Origin of the sequence: Citrobacter sp. Cpo030, assembly GCF_030333005.1 — a bacterium.
GTDB lineage: Bacteria > Pseudomonadota > Gammaproteobacteria > Enterobacterales > Enterobacteriaceae > Citrobacter > Citrobacter portucalensis.
Genome location: NZ_JAOWGT010000059.1, coordinates 1 through 23,828, shown reverse-complemented (window position 1 = coordinate 23,828; position 23,828 = coordinate 1). Strand labels below are relative to the sequence as shown.

Annotated in this window: 19 protein-coding genes; 12 read left to right on the top strand and 7 right to left on the bottom strand. The window is 53.0% G+C overall.

Annotated features, from left to right (window positions below):
* Positions 1-33: 33 nt before the first annotated feature.
* Positions 34-666, bottom strand: a complete 633-nt coding sequence (locus tag OGY37_RS11120) for a YfdX family protein (protein WP_003826081.1) — start codon at positions 664-666, stop codon at positions 34-36.
* A gap of 281 nt (positions 667-947) precedes the next feature.
* On the opposite strand from OGY37_RS11120, the gene OGY37_RS11115 reads away from it, so the two are divergent.
* Positions 948-1,544 (top strand): DUF308 domain-containing protein, encoded by a 597-nt coding sequence (locus OGY37_RS11115; protein WP_123268131.1) that lies wholly within the window; start codon positions 948-950, stop codon positions 1,542-1,544.
* Positions 1,544-1,891, top strand: a complete 348-nt coding sequence (locus tag OGY37_RS11110; protein WP_125112795.1) for an HdeA/HdeB family chaperone — start codon at positions 1,544-1,546, stop codon at positions 1,889-1,891. The genes OGY37_RS11115 and OGY37_RS11110 overlap by 1 nt, the downstream gene beginning before the upstream one ends.
* 206 nt (positions 1,892-2,097) lie before the next feature.
* On the opposite strand, the gene OGY37_RS11105 is transcribed toward OGY37_RS11110, so the two are convergent.
* From OGY37_RS11105 to OGY37_RS11090, 4 genes are all read right to left on the bottom strand, one after another.
* Complete coding sequence (locus OGY37_RS11105) at positions 2,098-5,214, bottom strand: efflux RND transporter permease subunit (RefSeq protein WP_198579500.1); 3,117 nt, start codon at positions 5,212-5,214, stop codon at positions 2,098-2,100.
* A gap of 28 nt (positions 5,215-5,242) precedes the next feature.
* Positions 5,243-6,397 carry an efflux RND transporter periplasmic adaptor subunit gene (locus OGY37_RS11100; protein WP_003826087.1) on the bottom strand — a complete coding sequence of 385 codons (1,155 nt, stop codon included), beginning with the start codon at positions 6,395-6,397 and terminating at the stop codon, positions 5,243-5,245.
* 280 nt (positions 6,398-6,677) lie between these two features.
* Positions 6,678-7,244, bottom strand: a complete 567-nt coding sequence (locus OGY37_RS11095) for a Slp family lipoprotein (protein ID WP_286620796.1) — start codon at positions 7,242-7,244, stop codon at positions 6,678-6,680.
* 231 nt (positions 7,245-7,475) lie between these two features.
* Positions 7,476-8,330: a MurR/RpiR family transcriptional regulator gene (locus tag OGY37_RS11090; protein ID WP_003839777.1), complete on the bottom strand. Its 855-nt coding sequence runs from the start codon at positions 8,328-8,330 to the stop codon at positions 7,476-7,478.
* 293 nt (positions 8,331-8,623) lie between these two features.
* Between OGY37_RS11090 and OGY37_RS11085 the strand changes: the two genes are divergently transcribed.
* The 10 genes from OGY37_RS11085 (at position 8,624) to iolB (ending at position 21,920) form a co-directional block, all read left to right on the top strand.
* On the top strand, positions 8,624-10,129 hold the full coding sequence (locus tag OGY37_RS11085) for a CoA-acylating methylmalonate-semialdehyde dehydrogenase (RefSeq protein WP_286620793.1): 1,506 nt from the start codon (positions 8,624-8,626) through the stop codon (positions 10,127-10,129).
* An 11-nt stretch (positions 10,130-10,140) separates the two neighbouring features.
* Positions 10,141-12,066, top strand: a complete 1,926-nt coding sequence (gene iolD, locus OGY37_RS11080) for a 3D-(3,5/4)-trihydroxycyclohexane-1,2-dione acylhydrolase (decyclizing) (RefSeq protein WP_286620791.1) — start codon at positions 10,141-10,143, stop codon at positions 12,064-12,066.
* A 343-nt stretch (positions 12,067-12,409) separates the two neighbouring features.
* Positions 12,410-13,396 carry an inositol 2-dehydrogenase gene (iolG, locus tag OGY37_RS11075; RefSeq protein ID WP_275398720.1) on the top strand — a complete coding sequence of 329 codons (987 nt, stop codon included), beginning with the start codon at positions 12,410-12,412 and terminating at the stop codon, positions 13,394-13,396.
* Positions 13,397-13,434: 38 nt separating this feature from the next.
* Positions 13,435-14,364 carry a sugar ABC transporter substrate-binding protein gene (locus OGY37_RS11070; RefSeq protein ID WP_003826099.1) on the top strand — a complete coding sequence of 310 codons (930 nt, stop codon included), beginning with the start codon at positions 13,435-13,437 and terminating at the stop codon, positions 14,362-14,364.
* 176 nt (positions 14,365-14,540) lie between these two features.
* Positions 14,541-16,088, top strand: a complete 1,548-nt coding sequence (locus tag OGY37_RS11065; protein WP_003839789.1) for a sugar ABC transporter ATP-binding protein — start codon at positions 14,541-14,543, stop codon at positions 16,086-16,088.
* Positions 16,089-16,099: 11 nt separating this feature from the next.
* Positions 16,100-17,128, top strand: a complete 1,029-nt coding sequence (locus tag OGY37_RS11060; RefSeq protein WP_003826102.1) for an ABC transporter permease — start codon at positions 16,100-16,102, stop codon at positions 17,126-17,128.
* Between the two features lie 8 nt (positions 17,129-17,136).
* Positions 17,137-18,270 (top strand): Gfo/Idh/MocA family protein, encoded by a 1,134-nt coding sequence (locus tag OGY37_RS11055; protein WP_003826104.1) that lies wholly within the window; start codon positions 17,137-17,139, stop codon positions 18,268-18,270.
* A gap of 12 nt (positions 18,271-18,282) precedes the next feature.
* Positions 18,283-20,187: a bifunctional 5-dehydro-2-deoxygluconokinase/5-dehydro-2-deoxyphosphogluconate aldolase gene (locus OGY37_RS11050; protein ID WP_286620788.1), complete on the top strand. Its 1,905-nt coding sequence runs from the start codon at positions 18,283-18,285 to the stop codon at positions 20,185-20,187.
* Positions 20,188-20,201: 14 nt separating this feature from the next.
* Positions 20,202-21,092 (top strand): myo-inosose-2 dehydratase, encoded by an 891-nt coding sequence (gene iolE / locus OGY37_RS11045; protein WP_003826107.1) that lies wholly within the window; start codon positions 20,202-20,204, stop codon positions 21,090-21,092.
* 9 nt (positions 21,093-21,101) lie between these two features.
* Positions 21,102-21,920 (top strand): 5-deoxy-glucuronate isomerase, encoded by an 819-nt coding sequence (gene iolB / locus OGY37_RS11040; protein ID WP_200922851.1) that lies wholly within the window; start codon positions 21,102-21,104, stop codon positions 21,918-21,920.
* A gap of 194 nt (positions 21,921-22,114) precedes the next feature.
* Here iolB and OGY37_RS11035 read toward each other — a convergent pair whose 3' ends face one another.
* A complete protein-coding gene (locus tag OGY37_RS11035; RefSeq protein WP_003826111.1) occupies positions 22,115-22,471 on the bottom strand; it encodes a KPN_00521 family repetitive protein in 357 nt (118 codons plus the stop codon).
* Between the two features lie 166 nt (positions 22,472-22,637).
* Positions 22,638-23,749 (bottom strand): IS3 family transposase gene (locus OGY37_RS11030; RefSeq protein ID WP_103848104.1). Its coding sequence is split into 2 segments (ribosomal slippage): positions 22,638-23,488 and positions 23,488-23,749, totalling 1,113 coding nucleotides; the frame shifts between segments, so codons are not numbered across the junction.
* Between the last annotated feature and the right edge of the window lie 79 nt (positions 23,750-23,828).

Sequence of the window (23,828 nt, the reverse complement as noted above, 5' to 3'; positions counted from 1 at the left end):
AAGTCCTGGTTCAACACTCCGTAGTGCTGAGTACTACTGGCCTGCGCCGATCATCTCGCTATCGACTACAATGCCATCTTCAGCACCTTTTAACACAAGGTTTGCTTCATAGTATTTACCGGAAGTCAGCAGTTTTTGCGCGCTGGCAACGGCTTTACGAGTCTGATTCAGAGGCATCAGGTATTGGGTCTGAAGCACGCTGATACCAGCCAGTTGCAGAGTATCAACTGCACCTTTCCAGTCGCCTTTGGCCATTTTGCCATTCGCTGTTTTGATAGCGGATTCTTTGGCCGGAGTCGCAATATAGTCTTCTGACAGCGCGACCGTAGCGTTAATAACCACGTACTGATCGTCAATCATCTTGGCTTTAGGCGCAGCTTTTACAAATTTCGCCCAATCTTTGCTGTCGCCTGCCAGCAGGGAAGCCGCGTCATCGGTTAATTTTTTAGCGCTGTCAGGCTGTCCATGAAACAGGGCCAGACGAGCAAGCTGAATATCACGCATCGCATTTGCACCTTGCACTGCGACCTGCATAACATCGGCAGCTTCTTTTTGTACATTTGCGGTAGCAGCTTGCGCCGGAGTGGTTGTGGTAGCAGTAGCAGCCATCACCGGTGCTGAACCCATCATGGTTGCAAGCACACCCGCAAGAATAATCTTTTTCATTACTTTCTCCTGAATAAATTTGGTATATGTCACCAAACGCAATAAGCATATTAAATAATGTTAAAGAGAGGAATCAGAGCCAAGATAGAATAATGACCGTTTAATCCTACACGTGTCAGATGTCTGACATGTGTAGGAATATACGCATAGCGACATTCTCTTGTTCTTATATACGCTTCCTTAGTGGAAGTCTTATCATTCCACTGTAAGTAACATATGTTGAGTGAGTAATAATTCTTATGTCAACAGGTTACATTGCGTTTATGTATAACGGAGGATGTATGTTTGTTTTTAATCAGCGTAGCCTGAGAGCGTTTAATGAAAAAACACTCGTTCATTATAAAAAGCACGCGACGATTATGGCGGTGTTGATGTTGATTTGTGGCATCTGCTGCTTGATTTATCCGATTGCTGCAGGTGTTTATTTAAGCTATGCAACCGGTTTTATGTTCCTGGTATGTGGTTTCTATTCTATTTATAGCCTGTTTAGCTCAGGTAAAAAGCAATTGAAAGCCAAATTTACTTATGCCTTTTTTGCTATCGCGTGGTTACTGCTGGGTTACTGTTTCCTCGTGAATCCTGTGATAGGCATGAATTCACTGGCAATGGTATTTTGCTGCCTGTTTATTCTGGGGGGTATTTTTCGTATCGCCTCTGGGGTCAAACTGTTCCGTAGTCCGGGTTATGGATGGAACATTTTCATTGGTATTTTTGACCTGCTTATTGCCGGCGTATGGCTGAATATGGATCCCGACAGATCGTATGTATTTACCTCAATCTTTATTGGTGTCGAGATGATCTTTAGTTCTTTAGCTTTTATCAGTCTACGTAGAAATGCGACGCTGGTAAAAAATGATAAGCTCGCCGATAAAAATTAATGCTACTTCTGGAGCGCATAGTGAATATTAAGATGATGGTTTCTGCAGCTATTCTTGTGACCTCTATTATGGCGCCAATGACTCGTGCTTTGGCTACTCAGGCAACGGAAGCTGCGCCACAAGATATGACCTGTAAAGAATTTGTTGATATGAGTCAGCAATACAAGACGGCAATTGCCTTTGTGATTGTTAATAAAAATTCGGACTTTAAAGGCGATGATTATGTTCCCCTGCATGAGGTGGAAACGGAAGCTGTACCGAAAATGGTTAAAATGTGCCATCAGCATCCGAATACAAAACTGGGTGAACTGGCTGTAAATCTGAAAGGTTCCGGTCTGCACTATTGATTAACCGTTTTGATAGCCTGGCATTCGTTAGAACTGACAACCTCTGTACCTACCCCAGTCGTTCCCTACAAAAAATCCGCGTAATGTTGACCCTGCTATCCACGAGAAATTCTCTGGATAGCCGTGCCCGCTAATAACCGTAGACCTGACAAACGAAGCCCTATCCCTGGGATTTAATAATCTAAACCCAGGGATAGGGCAGGGGATCAGCGTCGAGCTTTAAATCGCGCTAACATATTTTCAACGAGTACAAAGAACACTGGTACAAAATAGATTGCCAGTACCGTCGCGGCCAGCATCCCTCCGATAACCCCCGTACCGACGGCATTTTGTGCACCAGAGCCCGCGCCGTTGCTTATTGCCAGCGGAATAACCCCCAGGATGAAGGCCAGTGAGGTCATCAGAATTGGACGTAAGCGCATTTGCGCGGCTTCCACTGCAGCTTCAAGCGGCGTTTTCCCTTCTTTCTGCATAATCTCGACGGCAAACTCGACGATCAGAATGGCGTTTTTAGCCGACAGCCCCATGGTGGTGAGCAGGCCTACCTGGAAATAAACATCATTGCTCAGGCCGCGCAGATCGGTAGCCAGTAAAGCGCCGACCACCCCGATTGGCACAACCAGCATCACCGAGAACGGGATCGACCAGCTTTCATACAGTGCCGCCAGCGCCAGAAACACGACGATCAGCGAAATGCCGTACAGCATTGGTGCCTGGTTTGTGGATAGCGCCTCCTGATAAGACAGACCGGTCCAGGCATAGCCGACGCCTGCGGGCAGTTTATTAATCAGCGATGCCATAAATTTCATCGCATCACCACTGCTTTTCCCTTCAACCGGCTGGCCCAGAATTTCCATTGCGGGTTGACCGTTGTAGCGTTCAAGGCGAGGAGAACCGTAGGTCCACTCGGTGGATGAGTAGGCGGAAAGCGGCGTCATTGCGCCGGAGGCGTTACGTACGTACCAGTGGTTGATATTGTCCGGCAACATACGGAACGGCGTATCGGCCTGGACATACACTTTTTTTACGCGCCCCTGGTTCAGGAAATCATTAACATAGCGACTACCAAACGCGGTGGAGATGGTCTGATTAATATCTGATAACGCAACGCCCATAGCTTCAGCCTTTTTGGCGTTGACGTGAATGCGGAACATCGGTGTATCTTCCAGGCCGTTCGGACGTACCCCGTCAACCTCACCGGATGACTGGTTGGCCAAAGCCAGAAGCTGGTTCCGCGCCTGCATCATTTTCTCATGCCCAAGATTACCGTTATCCAGTAGCTCCATATCAAAACCTGAAGCCGTCCCCAGTTCCGCGACCGCGGGTAAATTGAACGGATAAACGACGGCATTATTGATGGTGCTTAAGGCCATCATTGCCCGTCGAATAATGGCGGTAACCGAGTTTTCTTCGCCAACGCGTTCTGACCAGGGCTTCAGGCTGATAAACGCCAGACCGTTGTTTTGTCCCTGGCCGCTGAAACCAAATCCGCCAACGGTGAAAACAGAAGCGACGTTTTTCTGTTCTTTTGTCAGGTAGTAGTCGGTTATTTCTCCGAGCACTTTGCTGGTGTTCACCATCGTTGAACCCGAAGGCAATTGTGCCGTGGTCATGAATACCCCCTGATCTTCTTCAGGCAGAAAGGAGGTCGGAGTGCGTAAAAACAGCACAATCATGCCCGCGCCAATGACTAAATAGACGACCATATAACGGCCTGTGCGACGTAGCAGTGTACGGGTGCTGTCCGTGTAGTGCTGAGTGCATTTCTCCATGAAGTGATTGAAACGGGTAAACAGAAAATGTGTATTTGCCTTTTCTCCCTCGTGAGATTTTAACAGCATGGCGCAAAGTGCTGGCGTCAGGCTCATTGCCACAAATACCGACAGCAGCATGGAAGAGATTAAGGTGATGGAAAACTGACGGAAAATTTCACCCGTTGCTCCGCTCATAAACGCCATCGGCATAAATACGGCGGATAACACGACGGCAATACCAACCAGCGCCCTCTGGAGTTGGCCCATTGCTTTATGCGTTGCCGCTTTTGGGGACAAGTGCTCTTCAGCAATAATACGTTCTACGTTCTCAACCACCACGATGGCATCATCGACCAACAGCCCTATCGCCAGCACCATGCCAAACATCGTGAGCGTGTTAATCGAAAAACCGGCGACGTCGAGTATTGCAAAGGTGCCGAGGATAACCACCGGAACGGCGATAGTGGGGATAAGCGTCGCGCGGAAACTCTGCAAAAACAGATACATGACGAGGAATACCAGAATGATTGCCTCGATCAAAGTATGAAAAACACCCTGTATCGAAATCTCGATAAACGGCGTGGTGTCATAGGGATAAACGGTTTTCATACTGGCCGGAAACCAGGCCGATAATCTGTTCAGCTCTTGTTTGACCGCCTGGGACGTAGCCAGGGCATTGGCGCCAGCGGCAAGTTTAATCGCAATCCCGGCGGCGGGTTTGCCGTTGTAACGTGCAACCGTTGCATAATTTTCCGCACCCAGCTCAATGCGCGCGACATCGCGCAGCAGAACCTGAGAACCATCTTGCTGAACTTTAAGGAAGATCTTGCCAAATTCATCGGTCGTTTGCAGACGCGTCTGGACGATTATCGACGCATTTAACTGCTGATCGGCTGACTGAGGCATGCCCCCCAATTGCCCGCCAGATATCTGATTATTCTGCACTTTGAGCTGGGTAATGACGTCCTCGGGAGTGAGGTTATACTTGTCGAGCTTTTGCGGATCCAACCAGATGCGCATGGCGTATTGAGAACCGAATAACTGCACGCTCCCCACCCCGGCAGTGCGGCTTAGCGGATCTTTAATGTTCGAGGCCACATAGTCGGCAATATCATATTGGCTCAGGCTGTTATTATCAGAGATAAAACCGGCGACCATTAATATATTGCTGCTGGATTTATCAACGCTGATCCCTTGCTGTTGTACTTCCTGCGGCAAGGAAGGCATCGCCAGCTGTAGTTTATTCTGTACCTGAACCTGCGCAATATCGGGTGACGTACCCGTTTTGAAGGTCAGGATAATCGAGGCATTACCTGCCGCATCGCTGGTGGATGACATATACATCAGGCCATCAAGACCATTCATATTCTGTTCAATCACCTGGGTGACGGAGTCTTCAACGGTCTTTGCGTCAGCCCCTGGGTAGGCAGCGCTGATGGTAATGGTTGGGGGCGCAATTTGTGGATATTGGGCGACAGGCAGGTTCATTATCGCGATACCGCCCGTAAACATCATGATAATAGCGAGCACCCAGGCGAAAACCGGGCGCTCAATAAAAAAGTTGGCCATGAAGAAAGTGTCCTTAATGCCTGAAATATTACTGTTCAGCTACCGTGTCAGATGTGTTCAGTTTTGAAGGGAGGACCCGGGCTTTGATTCCTGGACGAATTCTTTGTAATCCGGACACAATGACCCGATCGCCAGGACGTAATCCCGCGGTCACTAACCATTGATTACCAACGGCCTTAACTGCGTTTATTTCACGCAGTTGCACTACGTTTTCCTGGTCAAGGATCAGCGCGGTGGCTTTTCCTTGCTCGTTATGCGTAATTCCTTGCTGGGGGACCATCAACACGTTTTGTTGACTGCCTTCGTCCAGCAACGCCGTGACATACATACCGGGTAAAATTTCACCTTCAGGATTGGGAAATACGGCGCGCAGGGTTACCGAACCGGTGGTCTCATCAACAGCGGGATCGGAAAACTCAAGCGTACCGGTATGGCGATAGGGCTTGCCGTTTTCCAGCATCAGCTCAACCGGAATTTTGCCTTGTTGCTGGGCGATTTGGCCGTTGGCTTTCTCTTCTTTCAGGCGTAAGAAGTCCTGTACTGACTGGGTTAAATCAACATAAATCGGATCTAATCTCTGAACGGTGACCAGCGCGTTTTCCTGATTGGCAGTAACCAGGGCACCCACGGTCACGGAGGATTTACCGCTGATGCCATCAATGGGCGAGGTAACATTGGCGTATCGAAGATTGATGGTGGCTTGTTCAAGATCCGCTTTAGCGACGGCAACATTGGCTTGCGCTTCATTAAGCTGTGTACGCGTCGTGTCATAGTCCTGGCGGCTGACGTAATTAGATTTTATTAATGCTGACTGCCGATTGAGTGTCAGACGAACATTATTGGCGGTAGCCTGTGCCTTTGCCAACGCGCCTTTGGCTGAGTCCAGCCGTGCCTGCAGCGGGGCAGGATCAATTTGATACAGTGATTCTCCTTTGCTGACTTTATCGCCTTCAACAAAGTTGCGTTTTATGATGATCCCACCAACCTGAGGGCGGATTTCGGCGATCTCGAACGCAAGCGCGCGACCCGGAAGTTCACTTTTAATATTTACTGAGGAGGGCGCTAAGGTAACAACGCCGACCTCGGGCTCCATGGCGGTTTTTACTGCAGGTTTATTATCACAGGCGGTGATGATGACGCTACTAAAGAATAATGGTATCAACAGTAAGCATTTTCTGTTCATAGTAATCCCTGAATAATGTGTAAACACAAATGTTCTTTTATTGCATGCAGGGTGGGGGAGTTGTCGGTAAATAAAAAAAGATGGTCAGGCATGAGAAGGGTAAAGCCCATTTCTTCGCTAAAGAATTAGCGGTTAAAAATTATATGTAACAGGAAGAATGCATGTTAAGCGAAGGATCTCATGAAGCAGGATGGCGCAATAAGATAAACACGGGGTGATGAGAGGGGGTGTTTGCCAACACCTGACTCCGGAATATAGTCGCGCCATCTTACCTCTGGGATTATTTCACTAGCTCCGGAGTTACCTGAGTGACTGTATTGGCGTAGTAAGGCGCTCCCCACATCGGCTCAGGCCAGAATGCGCCGTAACCATAATCCCACATGTTATAGGTGGTGTTGACAGACTCAGTTAAATGCCAAACCTGGATTCCTTGTAAATCAACTTTAACAAAGTTGTACGGGACTTTGTTGATGAATCCTGACTCATCTCCTTGAATTTTTCCCAAAATAGTCACGAAATGGTTTCTGTAGTTTACCGGATCGAGGAAACCTTTCTGCTGGGCAAGAATACGTCCCTGATAGCTCGCGTCTATTTGTGGCTTAGCAGAGTCGTTCAGTGGCAGAACGGCGATTTCCAGCAACGTATCTTTTTTGGTGTTAATCACATTGATGACTTTACCGCCAAAACGGGCCTGCTGACCGGTATATAAACCGGGCTGGTTATGCACGGAGATAAAGTTTTTTTGGATATCGGGTTGATTATTACCTTTGATATTCTCAGGAATGGAAGCACATGATGCCAGGGTGAAAGCAAGGGCAATAATCATCAACCCTTTTGTATTTTTCATTTTACTTTCCTGCTTAAAAAAGACAGGTCTATAGTAAACCTTTGCGTATTATTGTCAGCATGCGCATTGTTGATTATCTAATATTAATATAATTGTAGCTTATGGTAATAACGGATTGTATTTTATCTGGTCGCTGAATGAGGGCGATATTTTCAACGACCATAAAAGTAACGGCAGAGATCACGCTGGCGGGAATGTAATAAAGCGGATCGTCAATTTTCGCGGCGCTCATCACCCGACAGAATGACCGCGTTCATTACTTCCGTCGCCCAGACGGTAGGCCAGCGCCACCACTAACGACTGCACCAGGCACAGCGTCGCTGACTGGGAGCGAAACGCGTCGACCTGCGCCTCTTTCACCACAAAGCAGAGATCGCTGAATGTGGCCAGCGGGCTTATCTGGCTGTCGGTAATCACAATCTGGCGCGCGCCGGCATTGGCCGCAGTTTCGCTGACCATCACCGTTTCTTCCGCATAAGGCGAGAAGCTGATCGACACCACGATATCGCGCGCTTTGATGCGGTTAATCTGCTCGCGCAGCATTCCGCCCATTCCGTCGAGCAAAATAGGGCGACACTCAAGATGGCTCAGGGCGTAGGTGAGATAGGCCGCTACGCTAAACGAACGACGCAGACCTGCAATGTAAATGGTGTCGGCTTCTGCCAGCAATTGTACGGCGCGTTCCAGCATTTCAGGTTCGGCACGGGCTGCCAGCTGCTGGAGCGCCTGGGTATTCGAACGGGCGAACTCCTGCAGGATATCGAGCGGGGTTTCCGGTACGGCTTCGCTTTCCATCTCACGGAACATGCGCGCGCGGTCGCTGTAGCTGGCGGTTTCCTCTACCAGGTTCATACGAAACAGCTGTTTCATTTCGTTGAAGCCGGTGAAGTCAAAAGCATTGGCGAAGCGGATCAGCGTAGAGGGTGGTACTCCGGCTCGTTCAGCAATGACGGCAACCGTATCAAAGGCCACGCTATTGGTATTATCCAGCACATAGCGGGACACCTGCTGCAACCTCTTACTCAGGCTATCGTAGCGATCGCGGATTTGCTGCTGCAGCTCGTTCAGGCTGGTTGCTGTTGTCATTTTACCTCCTGGTACATAGTTTTATGATTCTAAACGCAAAACCGCGTCTTTGAAATGTCACTCATTCATCTGGCTGTAAAAACGAAACAAAAGCTTCAGGCTTGCCGTTCGCTGAAACGTTCTGCCAGTGCACGCTAATCATGCGATTCCGCTTGTTAACATAAAAACCCATCCTTGATCACATTAATCATTATTTATTTTATTTCAACTTAAAATGGAATGTTTGTTTCATATATAGTACACAGATAACAGTGTTCAGGTAACAGTCACGTATCAACAGCGAGAGGTTAAGGATGGAGACAGTAGCGAATTTTATCCACGGCGAATGTGTCACCGGTTCAGGCCAGCGCGTTCAGGCAATCTTCAACCCGGCCACCGGCGAGCAGATCCGCCAGGTGGTGATGAGTACGACACAGGAAACCGAGCAGGCTATTGCGGCAGCGCACGACGCATTCCCCGGTTGGGCGCGTCATTCTCCGTTAAAACGTGCGCGAGTGATGTTCCGCTTTAAGGCGCTGTTGGAAGAAAACATGGAGAGGCTGGCTCGCATCATCAGCGAAGAGCATGGCAAGGTATTCTCTGACGCAGTTGGTGAACTGACCCGCGGCCTGGAAGTGGTGGAGTTTGCCTGCGGCATCCCACATCTGCAAAAGGGCGAACACTCAGCCAACGTAGGTACCGGCGTTGATAGCCATTCGCTGATGCAACCGCTCGGGGTTTGCGTCGGGATCACGCCGTTTAACTTTCCGGCAATGGTACCGATGTGGATGTTCCCCATCGCGCTGGCAACCGGGAATACCTTCGTGCTGAAACCCTCAGAAAAAGACCCTTCTCTCGCCCTGGCTCTGGCCAAACTGCTGCAAGAAGCCGGATTGCCAGACGGCGTGTTCAACGTTGTGCAGGGGGACAAAGAGTCCGTTGACGTGCTGTTAACTGACCCGCGTGTGCAGGCCGTGAGCTTTGTCGGCTCTACGCCGATTGCGGAATACATTTATCAGACGGCATCGGCCCACGGTAAGCGTTGCCAGGCGTTAGGTGGCGCTAAAAATCACTGCATTTTAATGCCGGATGCCGACATGGATATGGCAACCAATGCCATTATGGGGGCCGCTTACGGTGCGGCGGGTGAACGCTGTATGGCACTCTCCGTGGTGTTGGCGGTAGGGGACAAAACGGCAGATGAGCTGTGCTCGCGACTGGAAAAACAGATTGCGGCGCTGCGTGTCGGGCCGGGGCTTGATCAGACACCGGAAAATGAAATGGGGCCGCTTATCTCCTCTGTACATCGTAATAAAGTGCTCGGTTATATCGACAGTGGGGAATCGCAGGGGGCCAGCCTGCGCGTGGATGGTCGGCGTTTTAGCGTTAAAGGCCATGAGCAGGGCTATTTTGTCGGGCCGACCCTGTTCGATAACGTCACGCCGGAAATGACCATTTATAAAGAGGAGATTTTTGGGCCGGTGCTTTCTGTGGTGCGCGTAGCAGATTACAGCAGCGCGGTGGAACTGATTAACCGTCATGAATATGGTAACGGCACGGCAATTTTCACGCGCGACGGCGGCTGTGTGCGTCGCTTCTGCGAAGAAGTGCAGGCGGGCATGGTGGGCGTAAACGTGCCTATTCCGGTGCCGATGGCGTTCCACAGTTTTGGCGGCTGGAAGCGGTCCATTTTTGGTGCGCTTAACGTTCATGGTAACGATGGCGTACGCTTCTACACCCGGATGAAAACCGTCACCGCACGCTGGCCGGAGATGCTGCAGGACACAGGGGCCGCGTTCTCCATGCCAACGCTGGGCTGACAGGAGGGTTTATGCAAACCGAACGTATGACCATGGCTCAGGCGCTGGTCAAATTCCTTAATCAACAATATGTCTGTGTCGATGGCGAGGAAACGCCCTTTGTCGAGGGCGTCGCCACCATCTTTGGTCACGGTAACGTGCTGGGCATTGGCCAGGCGCTGGAGCAGGCACCCGGTCATTTGCAGGTGATGCAGGGATGTAATGAGCAGGGAATTGCGCACATGGCGACCGGATTCGCCAAACAGCATCGGCGCCAGCGTATTTTTGCCGTGACGTCATCGGTTGGGCCGGGAGCGGCAAACATGGTGACCGCCGCAGCAACCGCGACGGCGAACCGTATTCCGCTGTTGCTGTTGCCTGGCGATGTCTATGCCAGTCGTCAGCCGGACCCGGTATTGCAGCAAATTGAGCAATACCATGACCTTGGCATCAGTACCAACGACTGCTTCCGCCCGGTCTCGCGATACTGGGACCGGATTAACCGCCCGGAGCAGTTAATGAGCGCGATGCTAAACGCGATGCGAACGCTTACTGACCCCGCAGATACTGGTGCCGTAACTATTTGCCTGCCACAGGATGTGCAGGGAGAAGCCTGGGACTATCCGCAGAGCTTCTTTGCGCGCCGCGTTCATTTGATCGAACGTCGCCCGCCCGACCCGCAGCGTCTGGCGATGGCGCGGGCGCTGATTGCCCGCAAACGCCGTCCGCTGGTGGTATGCGGCGGCGGGGTACGCTACTCCGGCGCGCATGAGGCGTTTCGTACGTTTGTTGAAACGCTGCAACTGCCGTTTGCCGAAACTCAGGCCGGAAAGGGCGCGCTGGTTAGTGACCACCCACTTAACCTCGGAGGCATTGGGGTAACTGGAGGGATGGCAGCGAATCAGCTCGTACCGCAAGCCGATCTGGTGATCGGCATCGGTACGCGCCTCACCGACTTTACCACCGGTTCGAAAGCGCTGTTTTCTCATCCGGAGGTTGAGTTCCTGCTGCTGAACGTGGCGGAGTTTGACGCACTGAAGCTTGATGCCACTGCGCTTATCGCCGACGCCCGTACCGGGCTTACGGCATTAACTGAAACACTGAAAGACTACCGCAGCGATTGGGGGAAGGTGGTCGCGCAGGCGCAAGAGGCCTGGCGCGATGAGTGCCAACGTTTATGGGAGCGCGACTGGCGTCCCGATGACGAACCCGAAGTGGCTGGGCATCTTGACGCTCAGTTGGTGGAATATGGCGACACGCTAAACACCCGGCTGACCCAGACGAAGGTGCTGGGACTTATCAATCAGCACATTGAAGATAACGCTATCGTCGTGGGGGCCGCCGGATCGCTGCCTGGCGATTTACAGCGTATCTGGCAGGTCAAAACCCCGGACAGCTATCACCTGGAATACGGTTACTCCTGTATGGGCTATGAGATTGCGGCTGCTATTGGAGCCAGGCTGGCGAAGCCGCAGCAGCCGGTATATGCCATGGTGGGGGATGGCTCGTACATGATGCTGCATTCCGAACTACAAACCGCCGTTCAGGAGGGGATAAAAGTCACTATCCTGCTGTTTGATAACGCCAGCTTCGGGTGTATTAACAACCTGCAGATGGGGCATGGGATGGGGAGTTTCGGTACGGAAAACCGTCACCGTAACCCGCAAACCGGACGGTTGGATGGGCCGCTGGTGAAGGTCGATTTTGCCAAAAACGCGGAAAGCTACGGCTGTCGGGCATGGCGTGTACATGACGAGCAAAGCCTGCTGACGGCGCTGGAAGCCTCGCGTGCGCATTCGGGGCCTGTGCTGCTGGATATCAAAGTCCTGCCGAAAACCATGACCCACGACTATGCCGCCTGGTGGCGCACTGGCGATGCGCAGGTGGCGGAATCTCCGTCGGTGCGAAAAGCGGCTGAGCAGACGTTTGAGCAGGTGAAAAACGCACGTCAGTACTAAAAGCGATTAATGCCGGATGGCGCCGCGCTTATCCGGCCTACAGCGGACTCCACCCCCAGGCCGGATAAGGCGTTAGCTCCGTCATCCGGCAACCTGCGACAACGAAATTTTCATTTCATTTTTCCTTTTTCTTCATCCATCGCCTCCTTCCTGAACGGAAGGGGGCTAATTCCTTCATCTTTCCCGTCTTTATGTTGTGATATTGATAACAAATTTTATCTCGATCATCTCAAAAGTGTTAACTTGCACTCAAAAACATAATTTTCACTATTTATAAAAATGAAATAAATGTTTTATTTAAAGGGTCGTTAGTTCATCGCATTCACCAACACCGGGAGCCGTTATGTTTAACATTGCTTTACTGGGCGCTGGCCGAATTGGCCAGGTACATGCAGCTAACATTGCCAGTCACAGTGCTACTACCCTCTGGTCCGTCGTCGACCCGAATCAGGAATTTGCCACCCGTCTTGCCACACAGTACCAGGCTCGTCTGCAAAGCCTGGATGAGGTGATGACGGACCCTAACGTTCACGCCGTGCTGATCGCCTCCGCGACTGATACCCACGCGGATCTGATTGAAATGGCCGCCCGCCACGGCAAAGCCATCTTCTGTGAAAAGCCGGTCCACCTGGATCTGGCCCGCGTACGCGACTGTCTGAAAGTGGTCAAAGAGTACGACGTACCGTTGTTTATCGGTTTCAACCGCCGCTTCGATCCGCAGTTTCGCCGTGTGAAAACTGACGCACTGGCCGGGCGTATCGGTAAGCCGGAATCGCTGCTGATCATTTCCCGCGATCCGTCGCCGCCGCCAGCGGAATATGTGCGTGTGTCCGGCGGTATGTTCCGCGATATGACCATCCACGATTTTGATATGGCGCGCTTTATCATGGGCGAAGAGCCAGTTTCGGTGTATGCCCAGGGCAGCAATCTGGTGGATCCGGCGATTGGCGAAGCGGGCGATATCGATACCGCGTTCATCGTACTGAAATATGCCTCCGGCGCGATGGCGACCATCGTCAACAGCCGCCGTTCTTCTTACGGATACGATCAGCGCCTTGAGCTGCACGGCTCTGAAGGACTGCTGTGCGCGGGCAACATTCTCGAAAACCAGGTGCAGCACTACGCGAAGACCGGCTGCACCAGCGCGTTACCTGAACATTTCTTCTTGCAGCGTTATAAATCGGCCTATGCCGCGGAATGGGAACACTTTGTTGCGGTACTGCGCGGCGAAGCGGTCCCTGATTGCAGCGGGGACGATGGCGAGCGTGCGCTGTATCTGGCGGATAAAGCGCTGGAGTCACTGCATAGCCAACGTGAAGTTCTCCTCTGATTGTCACCACAACCTACCCTACACAGAGAGACATAATAATGAAAAAACTGATCTTAGCTGTCCTCATCGCCATGACATCCGGGGCAGCCATTGCTGAAAATGAGCAAATTGTTTTCAGTACGCCAAACCTGGCGATGCCATTTGAAGTTCACATGCAGCGCACGGCGGTGAAAGCCGCAAAAGAAATGGGCGTGAATTTACAGGTCCTGGACGGGCAGGGTAGCTCGCCAAAACAGGTCGCTGACTTGGAAAATGCCATAACTCGTGGCGCACAGGGCTTTATTGTTTCACCAAACGATGTCAACGCGGTGTCCAGCGCGGTAGATGAAATTCAGGATGCCAAACTGCCCGTTGTTACCCTTGACCGCTCCGTTGACAGCCAGAAAAAAGTGCCGCACTTCGGCGCGAACAACTACAAAGGCGGCCAGGCGATTGGCGACTTTGTCAAAACCAAATTCCCTGACGGGGCAGACATTATTCTGCTGACCGGCCAGCCAGGCTCCTCCTCCAACATTGAACGTACTAAAGGCATTCGCGACAGCCTGAAGGCGGGTGGTGAAAAGTACAAGATCGTTGCCGATCAGACCGGTAACTGGATGCGTTCTGAAGGGATGCGCATTGTCGAAAGCGTTCTGCCTTCGTTGCCGAAGCGTCCGCAGGTGATCCTCTCCGCTAACGACGATATGGCGCTGGGCGCGATTGAAGCGTTACAGGGACAAGGACTGAAACCGGGTGAAGTTCTGGTCACGGGCTTCGATGCTGTGCCGGAAGCACTGGCGCGTGTGCGCGACGGCTGGCTGGCAGTGACGGCGGATCAGCGTCCTGGCTTTGCGGTGAAAACGGCCATGAGCCAGTTGGTGAATAACGTCCGTGAGAAGACTGCGATCACCGGGGCTGACTACCCGCCAACGCTTATCACCAAAGAGAATTTGCAGCAGGCCGAGCGTATTAACGAAGCCGGTAACTGATTTATACACGTCATCCTTCAAGCTGCCTCTGTGTTGGCTGCATCTGCTCACCCCAGTCACTTACTTGAGTAAGCTCCTGGGGATTCTCAGACTTGCCGCCTTGATGCAACTTGAATGATTTTGTGTATATCTGGAGCCGCCGTTACGGCGGCTCACTCTAAAGGAGGAGCAGACCGATGTCGCAACCCTTACTGAAAGTGACCGACCTGGCGAAAAGCTTTTCCGGCGTTTGGGCGTTGAGCAGCGCACAGCTGACCGTCGGAGCAGGCGAAATTCATGCGCTGTTAGGTGAGAACGGTGCCGGAAAATCGACCCTGCTGAAAGCGCTGGCGGGCGCACAGCCGCAAACACGCGGGGATATTTGGTTCAACGGCGAAACATTGCCGGTAGAAGACTCTCCGGTTGAGCGGCAGAACAAGGGCATTATCACGATTTATCAGGAATTTAATCTGCTGCCCAATATGACCGTCGCCGAGAATATGTTCCTCGGACGCGAACCGCGCAAACGCAATCTGATTGTTGACGAAAAGGCGGTAAATCAGGAAGCGCAGGTGATTCTGGATTACCTGCAACTGAACGTTGCGCCAACCACGGCCGTGGCCCGACTGAGCGTGGCGCAGCAGCAGATGGTGGAAATTGCGCGGGCGCTGACGCTGAACGCAAAGCTGATCATCATGGATGAACCTTCCGCCGCGCTGAGCGACAGCGAAGTGGAAAGCCTGCACCGTGTGGTGCGGGAACTTAAAGGTCGTGGCGTGAGCATTATCTACGTCACCCATCGCCTGCATGAAGTTTTTCAACTCTGCGACCAGTTCACCGTTTTCCAGGATGGACGATTTACCGGGAATGGCGCGGTTGCACAGACCACCGTAGAACAGCTGATCCGCCTGATGGTAGGGCGCGATGTGGCCTTTAATCGCCGCCCGGCCAGCGAAACTCACCATGAAGATAAACCTGTGCGTCTGGCGGTGAAGGGGCTTAGCCGCGAAAAACCGCCGCTGGATCCGCATGGCATCGCGCTGCACGACATTAGCTTCCACGTGCATGCTGGCGAAGTGTTAGGCATTGCCGGACTGGTGGGGGCCGGGCGTACCGAAGTGGCCCGCTGCTTGTTTGGCGCCGACGGTTTTACTTCCGGCAGCTTTGAACTTGATGGCGTGCCATATCAGCCGCGCGATCCGCTGTTTGCGCTGGATCAGGGGCTGGCGCTGGTACCGGAAGATCGCAAAAAAGAGGGCGCGGTGCTTGGGCTGTCGATCCGCGACAACCTGTCGCTCTCCAGCCTCTCGTCACTGCTGCACTGGCGCTGGTTCGTGAATACCCGCAAAGAGGATGCCCTGATCGAGTCTTACCGCCAGGCGCTGCAGATCAAAATGGTCAACAGCGCGCAGGAGGTGCGCAAGCTCTCCGGCGGGAATCAGCAAAAAGTGATCCTCGCGCGCTGCATGGCGCTTAATCCTCGGGTGCTGATCGTGGATGAACCAACGCGCGGCATCGATGTTGGCACCAAATCAGAAGTCCATCAGGTGCTGTTTGATATGGCGAAAAAGGGCGTGGCGGTGATCGTGATCTCCTCCGATCTGCCGGAAGTTATGGCGGTTTCCGATCGGATCATCACGTTGAGTGAAGGCCGGGTGACTGGCGAGATCCACGGCGATGACGCCAACGAAGAGCGGCTAATGACGATGATGGCCATCAACCACAACGCCCTGAATGCGGCATAACGGAGTGATTCATGACGCAGATTATTTCTAAAACGCAGGTTCCTGCCAAACGCGGCGGACGTCTTGATCCCATTGCCTTTTTTGAGCGCTTTGGGGTACTGATTTTCATGATCCTGCTGCTGATTTTCTTTCAGTTGCAGAACAGCAATTTTCTTTCTGAACGCAATATTTTCAACATCCTGACCGAAGTCTCCATCTACGGGATCATGGCTGTCGGGATGACATTTGTCATTCTGACCGCCGGGATTGATCTGTCGGTGGGGTCAATCCTGGCGGTCTGCGCTATGACCGCCGCGTATGTGATTAAGGGCGACAACTTCACCACCGTCGACCCGAACGCCTGGGGGGGCATGAGCTGGCTGATTGGCCTTGGTATCTGTATGGCGATGGGCACCGCGATTGGTTTTCTGCATGGCCTCGGCGTGACCCGCCTGCGTCTGCCGCCGTTTATCGTCACCCTCGGCGGGATGACGATCTGGCGCGGCCTGACGCTGGTGATTAACGACGGCGCACCGATTGCCGGTTTCGACGCGGGATACCGCTGGTGGGGACGCGGCGAACTGCTCGGTATCTCCATTCCAATCTGGATATTCGCGCTGGTGGCGGTAGGTGGTTATCTGGCGCTGCATAAAACCCGCTGGGGGCGCTTTGTGTACGCCATCGGCGGCAACCCGGAAGCGGCGCGTCTGGCAGGGGTCAACGTGAAGCGCGTGCTGGTGAGCGTTTACGTACTGATTGGCTGTCTGGCGGGGCTGGCGGGCTTCATCCTCAGCGCACGTTTGGGAAGCGCAGAAGCGGTTGCCGGGATCTCGTTTGAGCTGCGCGTCATCGCTTCGGTGGTCATTGGCGGCACCTCGCTGATGGGCGGCTATGGGCGTATCGGCGGCACTATTATCGGCTCGATCATCATGGGCATCCTGATTAACGGTCTGGTGCTGATGAACGTCTCGGCTTACTACCAACAAATTATTACCGGCTTAATTATCGTTCTGGCGGTGGCGTTCGATACCTACGCCAAGAGCCGTCGCGGCGCATTGTGAGGATCATGATGAAAGAAGTTCGTATTGGATTGATTGGCACCGGGTATATCGGCAAGGCGCATGCCATTGCCTATGCTCAGGCCCCGACGGTATTCAACCTGCGCGGCAAACTGGTGCGCGAAATGGTGGCGGAAGTCACGCCGGAGCTGGCCGCCGAGCGGGCGCAGGCGTTTGGCTTCAACCGCTCAACCGGAGACTGGCGTGCGCTGGTGGCTGACCCGGCCATTGATGTCGTGGATATCTGTTCTCCTAATCATCTGCACAAAGAGATGGCGCTGGAAGCGATTCGCCATGGCAAGCATGTGTACTCAGAAAAGCCGTTGGCGCTGAACGCCCACGACGCGCGTGAAATGGTTGAAGCAGCACAGCGGGCAGGAGTGAAAACGCTGGTGGGGTTCAACTATATGAAGAACCCAACGGCGCAGCTGGCGAAAGAGATCATTGCGTGCGGAGAAATTGGTGAGGTGATCCATTTCTACGGCACCCACAACGAAGACTACATGGCCGATCCGCTTGCGCCGATCCACTGGCACTGTTTTAAAGAAACGGCAGGTTTGGGAGCGCTTGGCGATCTGGCGGCGCATATCGTCAATATGGCGCAGTACCTGGTTGGGGATATTCAGCAGGTCTGCGGCGACCTGAAGATCGTGGTGCCACAGCGTCCGGCGAAAGTCGGTTCCTCGCAAATGGTGACGGTAGAGAACGAAGATCAGGCCCACGCGATGGTGCGCTTTGCAGGCGGTGCGCAAGGGGTGATTGAAACCTCCCGCGTTGCCTGTGGCCGCAAGATGGGGTTGTCGTATGTGATTACCGGGACCAAAGGAACCATCAGTTTTACCCAGGAGCGCATGGCTGAGCTGAAGCTCTATCTGCATGACGATCCGGTCAACCGTCAGGGGTTTCGCACTTTACTGGTTGGCCCGGCGCACCCGGACTACGGCGCGTTTTGCATGGGAGCCGGGCATGGTATCGGCTTTAACGACCAGAAAACTGTGGAAGTACGCGACCTGGTGGACGGCATTGCCGCCGATGCACCGATGTGGCCGGACTTTGAAGAAGGCTGGAAGGTGTCGCGCGTGCTTGACGCTATCGCACTCTCGCACCAGGAAGGCCGCTGGCTGAACGTGAACGACATTGTCTGAAGAGGTATCAACGTGGAAAAGCAGTTTGATGTGATATGCATGGGCCGCGTGGCGGTTGACCTCTACAGTCAGCAAATTGGCGCGCGCCTGGAAGATGTGTCGAGCTTTGCCAAATACCTTGGTGGTTCGTCCGGCAACGTGGCTTACGGCACGGCACGCCAGGGACTGCGTTCTTCAATGCTGGCGCGGGTTGGCGACGAACATATGGGGCGTTTCCTGCGTGAAGAATTAAACCAGGTAGGCTGCGATACCAGCCATCTGATTACCGATAAAGACCGCCTGACGGCGCTGGTGCTACTCGGCATTAAAGAGCGGGACACCTTCCCACTGATTTTTTACCGTGATAACTGCGCGGATATGGCGATTACCGCCAGCGATGTTGATGAACAGTACATCGCTTCTGCTCGTTGTCTTGCCATCACCGGGACGCATCTTTCTCATCCGCAAACCCGCGAGGCGGTGTTGACGGCGCTCAAATACGCCCGGCTTCACGGCGTGCGCACGGCGCTGGATATCGACTATCGCCCGGTACTGTGGGGGCTTACTTCCTTAGGCGACGGCGAAACGCGTTTTATCGCCGCCGGTCAGGTCACCCGCCAGTTGCAGGAGGTGCTGCATCTTTTTGATGTGATTGTCGGCACCGAGGAGGAGTTTCATATCGCGGGCGGCAGTACCGATACGCTGCAGGCGTTGGCGCAGGTTCGCGGCGTGAGTAACGCGACGCTGGTCTGCAAGCGCGGTGCACTCGGCAGCTCGGTGTATACCGACGCGATCCCGCCCCGGCTGGACGATGGCCTGACGGTCACCGGCGTACGCGTAGAGGTGCTGAACGTGCTGGGGGCGGGGGATGCGTTTATGTCCGGTCTGCTGCGCGGCTATCTCAACGATGAGGGATGGGAGCAGGCGTGCCGCTATGCCAACGCCTGCGGTGCGCTGGTGGTGTCGCGTCACGGCTGTGCGCCGGCAATGCCGAGCAAAATTGAACTTGATGATTATCTTTCTCGCGCCGCAGAGGTTCCTCGTCCGGATCTCGATCCGCATCTCAACCATTTGCATCGCGTGACGACTCGCCGCCGCACATGGCCGGAGCTATGCGTAATGGCCTTCGATCACCGTAGCCAACTGGAAGAGATGGCGTTGCAGTGCGGCGCGTCTTTGAAGCGTATTCCGGCATTGAAACAGCTTATTTTGCAGGCCAGCCGTGAAGCGGCGAACAGTGCCGAGCTGGAAGGTAAAGCCGGACTGCTGTGCGATGGCACGTTTGGTCAGGATGCGCTGAATGCGATAACCGGAGAGGGCTGGTGGATTGGTCGCCCTATCGAACTGCCGGGGTCGCGCCCGCTGGAGATGGAACACGGCAATATAGGCTCGCAGCTCATTAGTTGGCCGCAGGAACATGTGGTGAAGTGTCTGGTCTTTTTCCATCCGGAAGATGCCCACGCGTTGCGCCTGGAACAAGAACAGAAAATCTCTGAGGTGTACCGCGCCTGTTGCCAGTCCGGTCATGAGCTGCTGCTGGAGGTGATTTTACCGGCCAGTATGCCGCGCAGTGATGAACTGTATCTGCGCGCCATTTCCCGCTTCTACAACTTAGGGATCTACCCCGACTGGTGGAAACTCCCACCGCTGACTTCTGCTGGCTGGACGGCGTTGAGTGACATTATCGAACGGCGCGATCCGCACTGCCGTGGCGTGGTGATCCTGGGCCTGGACGCACCGGCAGAGCAACTGCGTGCTGATTTTAAAGCGGCTGCGGGTCATGGGGTGGTGAAAGGATTTGCCGTGGGACGCACGCTGTTCGGCGACGCTTCCCGCGCGTGGTTGAAACACGATATTGACGATGCGCAGCTGGTGGCGCGCATTAAAGATAACTACCTGCAGCTTATCGCCTGGTGGCGCGAGCGCGGACAAGCATAATTCAGGAGAAGATGATGACGGTACAATTAGGTATTAATCCACTGACATGGACGAATGACGATCTTCCTTCACTGGGCGCTGAGACGTCGCTTGATACGTGTCTGAGCGAGGGCAAAGAGGCTGGATTTGCTGGTTTCGAACTGGGTAATAAATTCCCGCGCGAGGCGCGACTGCTCGGCCCCATTTTGCAGCGCCACGACCTGCAACTGGTTTCCGGCTGGTACTCCGGACGTCTGCTGGAACGCAGCGTGGAGGAGGAGATTGCCGCCGTGCAGTCACATCTGACGTTACTGCGCGAACTGGGAGCGAAGGTGCTGGTCTTTGCCGAAGTCAGTGGCTGCATTCACGGCGAGCAGCAGACGCCGGTACATCTGCGTCCGCGCTTCCCGCAAGAGCGCTGGCAAGAGTACGGTGAAAAGCTCACCGAGTTTGCGCGTTACACCCAGCAGCAGGGGGTACAGATTGCCTATCACCACCACATGGGAACGGTGATTGAATCTGCTGAAGATGTGGATAATCTGATGACGTATACCGGTGATGAGGTTGGCTTGTTGCTCGATACCGGGCATTTGACCTTTGCGGGTGCCGATCCGTTGGCTGTGGCGCAGCGCTGGGCATCACGTATCAACCATGTTCACTGCAAAGACGTACGTGCCGACGTGCTGGCGGATGTCAAAAACCGCAAAACCAGCTTCCTCGATGCGGTGCTGAGCGGCGTCTTTACCGTGCCGGGAGATGGCTGCGTTGACTATCCGCCAATCATGGCATTGCTGAAGGCGAACCAGTATCAGGGGTGGTTGGTGGTGGAGGCGGAGCAGGATCCAGCTATAGCGCATCCGCTGACGTATGCGCGTCTGGGCTATAACAACCTTAGCCGTCTGGCACGGGATGCCGGGCTTATCTGAGGAGGTGATATGTCACGTTTATTATCACGCTGGCAGCAGCCGGACGCGCAAGGGTGTACGCAGTCAGTGACGCCGGAAAGCGCCGGTTGGGGATATGTTGGCTTTAGAGCGTATGAACTGGAGGAAGGGCAGCAGCTTACGCTGCCCGCCGTCAGCGAAGAACGTTGTCTGGTATTGGTTGCCGGACGCGCGACCGTCACTACGCCGGGCGCAACTTTTACGGATATTGGTGAGCGGATGAGCCCGTTCGAACGGATCAAACCGTGGGCGGTTTATGTCACTGCTGGTGAAACCATACAGGTTCAGGCGGTGACCAGACTGGAGCTGGCAGTCTGCGCTGCGCCGGGGAAAGGCACGCACCCAACGCGGCTGATCGCACCTAAGGATATCGACGGGGAAGCGCGTGGCAAAGGTCACAACCAGCGTTATGTGCATAACATCTTACCGGAAGATAAACCCGCAGATAGCCTGCTGGTGGTGGAGGTGTGGACCAACGAAGGTTGTACCAGTTCTTACCCAAGCCATAAACATGACACCGATAATCCCCCGCAGGAAACCTATCTGGAGGAGACTTACTACCATCGCCTCAACCCGCCGCAGGGATTCTGTATGCAACGGGTCTACACCGACGACCGGTCGCTTGACGAGTGTATGGCAGTCTATAACCGCGACGTGGTGATGGTGCCGAAAGGGTATCACCCGGTGGCAACCCTGGCGGGATATGACAGTTACTACCTTAACGTAATGGCCGGCCCGGTTCGCAAATGGATGTTTACCTGGGAAGATGAACATGCGTGGATTAACAGGGAATATCCGGTTGATAAGTAAGGATGAAAGCGTTTGGCGAGAGTGAAACAGGATTTGCTGTCGCCACTCGTGGAGTTAGGGGCTGTGCGTTACAGTGGCCCTGATCTGGTTTAACTTTAGAAACAGATTGCGATGAGGCCCGATGCTTGATTGCGGCTTATTCCTAATAATAAAAAACCGCTTTCGCGGTTTTTTATTATTCAATGTTTGGAAGATTATTCGCTGACTTTTTTCTCAACGGAGGCAGCACCTTCTTTAGTCTTATTCCAGCCTTTCTCGGTACCTTCTTTTGTTGCATTCCAACCTTTTTCAGTACCTTCTTTGGTTGTATTCCAGGCTTTTTGTGAACCTTCACTCACCTTGCTGCTCAGGTCATCTTGTTTACCTTCAGCAGCATGTTTGGCTTTTAATTTTTGCTCTTCGCCCTGATTCTGCGCCTGATGCAGTTTTTCTTTTGCAGTATTGGCGTTTTCGTGTGCGGCGGCTACATCATTATCGGTTGCGTGTGTTGTTGCGGCAATAACCGGAGAAGCCAGCAGAATTGCAGATAATGCGATAATTGTCTTTTTCATAATATCCTCGCTTAGCGTTATAAGTTATTAGCGTGGTTAAGCATGGCATACAAACGAAGCGCTGGCTTTAGGAAAAAACTGTAAATGCTGATAACGGTATTTATCTATTTTGTGCAATTGCGAGTAATTAATACGTTTTTTTTGTTGGGGTGTAAATAGACCCGTTTTAGTTCCAGGCATTTTTTGAGATCCCGGCCAAATGATTGTGTTGCCGATATTCCTCCGGCGTCATATTGTTCAGTGATTCATGCGGGCGTTCACAGTTATATTCTGACACCCATCTTTCCGTGATTTCCCGCACTTCATTCAGCGTTCTGAACAGATAAAAATCGAGTATTTCTGTACGGTATGTTCGGTTAAAGCGCTCAATAAAAGCGTTCTGCGTCGGCTTACCCGGCTGAATAAATTCCAGTTTTACTGCATGTTGCTCTGCCCATTCAGCCAGTGCAAGTGAGATAAATTCCGGACCATTATCCATGCGTAGCATGACCGGATAGCCGCGATTTGCCGCGATCCTGTCGAGTACACGGACCACGCGCAAAGCTGGCAGATTCAGATCGATTTCAATCGACAATGCCTCACGGTTAAAGTCATCAACGACATTGAACGTGCGAAAACGACGGCCACAGACCAGAGCATCATGCATAAAATCGACAGACCAGCTCTGGTTCAGCGCTTCCGGTGTGGCCAGTGGCGAGGGATTACGCACCGGCAACCGTTGTTTGCCTTTACGGCGAAAATTCAGCTTCAGCAGACAATAAATACGATGGATCCTTTTGTGATTCCACGGGTATCCCTGCCGCCGCAGAACCTGGAAAAGTTTTGGAAAACCGTACCGTGGGTATCGCTCTGCCACTGCCTGTAACGCGACAATAACGGGTTCGTCACGCGTGGTATCCGGACGGTAATGGTAAACCGTTCTGCTCAGGTTCAGACTCCGGCAGGCCTGACGGATACTGAGTCCAAATGTCGTTATCAGATGAGTGACCAGCTCACGCTTAAAGGCTGGTTTTAAAGCTTTTTTTCGATAACGTCTTTCAGCGCCCGGTTCTCAAGGCTCAGGTCGGCAAACATCTGTTTGAGACGTCGATTCTCGTCCTCAAGATCCTTGATCTTTTTAATATCAGAAGCCTCCATGCCGCCGTATCTGGACTTCCAGTTGTAGTAGGTGGCTTCAGAGATACCGGCCTCCCGGCAGACATCTTTAACGGTTCGTCCGGCTTCAACCGATTTAATTACAGCAATGATCTGATGCTCAGTAAAACGGGCTTTACGCATAGCGATCTCCTTTGTTGGCAGAGTGATTATGCCGGAGGGTCTCTAAATGTGAATGGCACGATTATGCGGGATACTTACA

Bases quoted from the DNA above. Each gene is read 5' to 3' on its own strand.
- OGY37_RS11110 (WP_125112795.1), top strand. From the start codon at position 1,544: ATGCTACTTCTGGAGCGCATAGTGAATATTAAGATGATGGTTTCTGCA.
- OGY37_RS11105 (WP_198579500.1), bottom strand. From the start codon at position 5,214: ATGGCCAACTTTTTTATTGAGCGCCCGGTTTTCGCCTGGGTGCTCGCT.
- iolB (WP_200922851.1), top strand. From the start codon at position 21,102: ATGTCACGTTTATTATCACGCTGGCAGCAGCCGGACGCGCAAGGGTGT.
- iolE (WP_003826107.1), top strand. From the start codon at position 20,202: ATGACGGTACAATTAGGTATTAATCCACTGACATGGACGAATGACGAT.
- OGY37_RS11085 (WP_286620793.1), top strand. From the start codon at position 8,624: ATGGAGACAGTAGCGAATTTTATCCACGGCGAATGTGTCACCGGTTCA.
- OGY37_RS11060 (WP_003826102.1), top strand. From the start codon at position 16,100: ATGACGCAGATTATTTCTAAAACGCAGGTTCCTGCCAAACGCGGCGGA.
- OGY37_RS11100 (WP_003826087.1), bottom strand. From the start codon at position 6,397: ATGAACAGAAAATGCTTACTGTTGATACCATTATTCTTTAGTAGCGTC.
- OGY37_RS11095 (WP_286620796.1), bottom strand. From the start codon at position 7,244: ATGAAAAATACAAAAGGGTTGATGATTATTGCCCTTGCTTTCACCCTG.
- OGY37_RS11120 (WP_003826081.1), bottom strand. From the start codon at position 666: ATGAAAAAGATTATTCTTGCGGGTGTGCTTGCAACCATGATGGGTTCA.
- OGY37_RS11035 (WP_003826111.1), bottom strand. From the start codon at position 22,471: ATGAAAAAGACAATTATCGCATTATCTGCAATTCTGCTGGCTTCTCCG.
- iolG (WP_275398720.1), top strand. From the start codon at position 12,410: ATGTTTAACATTGCTTTACTGGGCGCTGGCCGAATTGGCCAGGTACAT.
- OGY37_RS11070 (WP_003826099.1), top strand. From the start codon at position 13,435: ATGAAAAAACTGATCTTAGCTGTCCTCATCGCCATGACATCCGGGGCA.
- OGY37_RS11090 (WP_003839777.1), bottom strand. From the start codon at position 8,330: ATGACAACAGCAACCAGCCTGAACGAGCTGCAGCAGCAAATCCGCGAT.
- OGY37_RS11055 (WP_003826104.1), top strand. From the start codon at position 17,137: ATGAAAGAAGTTCGTATTGGATTGATTGGCACCGGGTATATCGGCAAG.
- OGY37_RS11065 (WP_003839789.1), top strand. From the start codon at position 14,541: ATGTCGCAACCCTTACTGAAAGTGACCGACCTGGCGAAAAGCTTTTCC.
- OGY37_RS11115 (WP_123268131.1), top strand. From the start codon at position 948: ATGTTTGTTTTTAATCAGCGTAGCCTGAGAGCGTTTAATGAAAAAACA.
- iolD (WP_286620791.1), top strand. From the start codon at position 10,141: ATGCAAACCGAACGTATGACCATGGCTCAGGCGCTGGTCAAATTCCTT.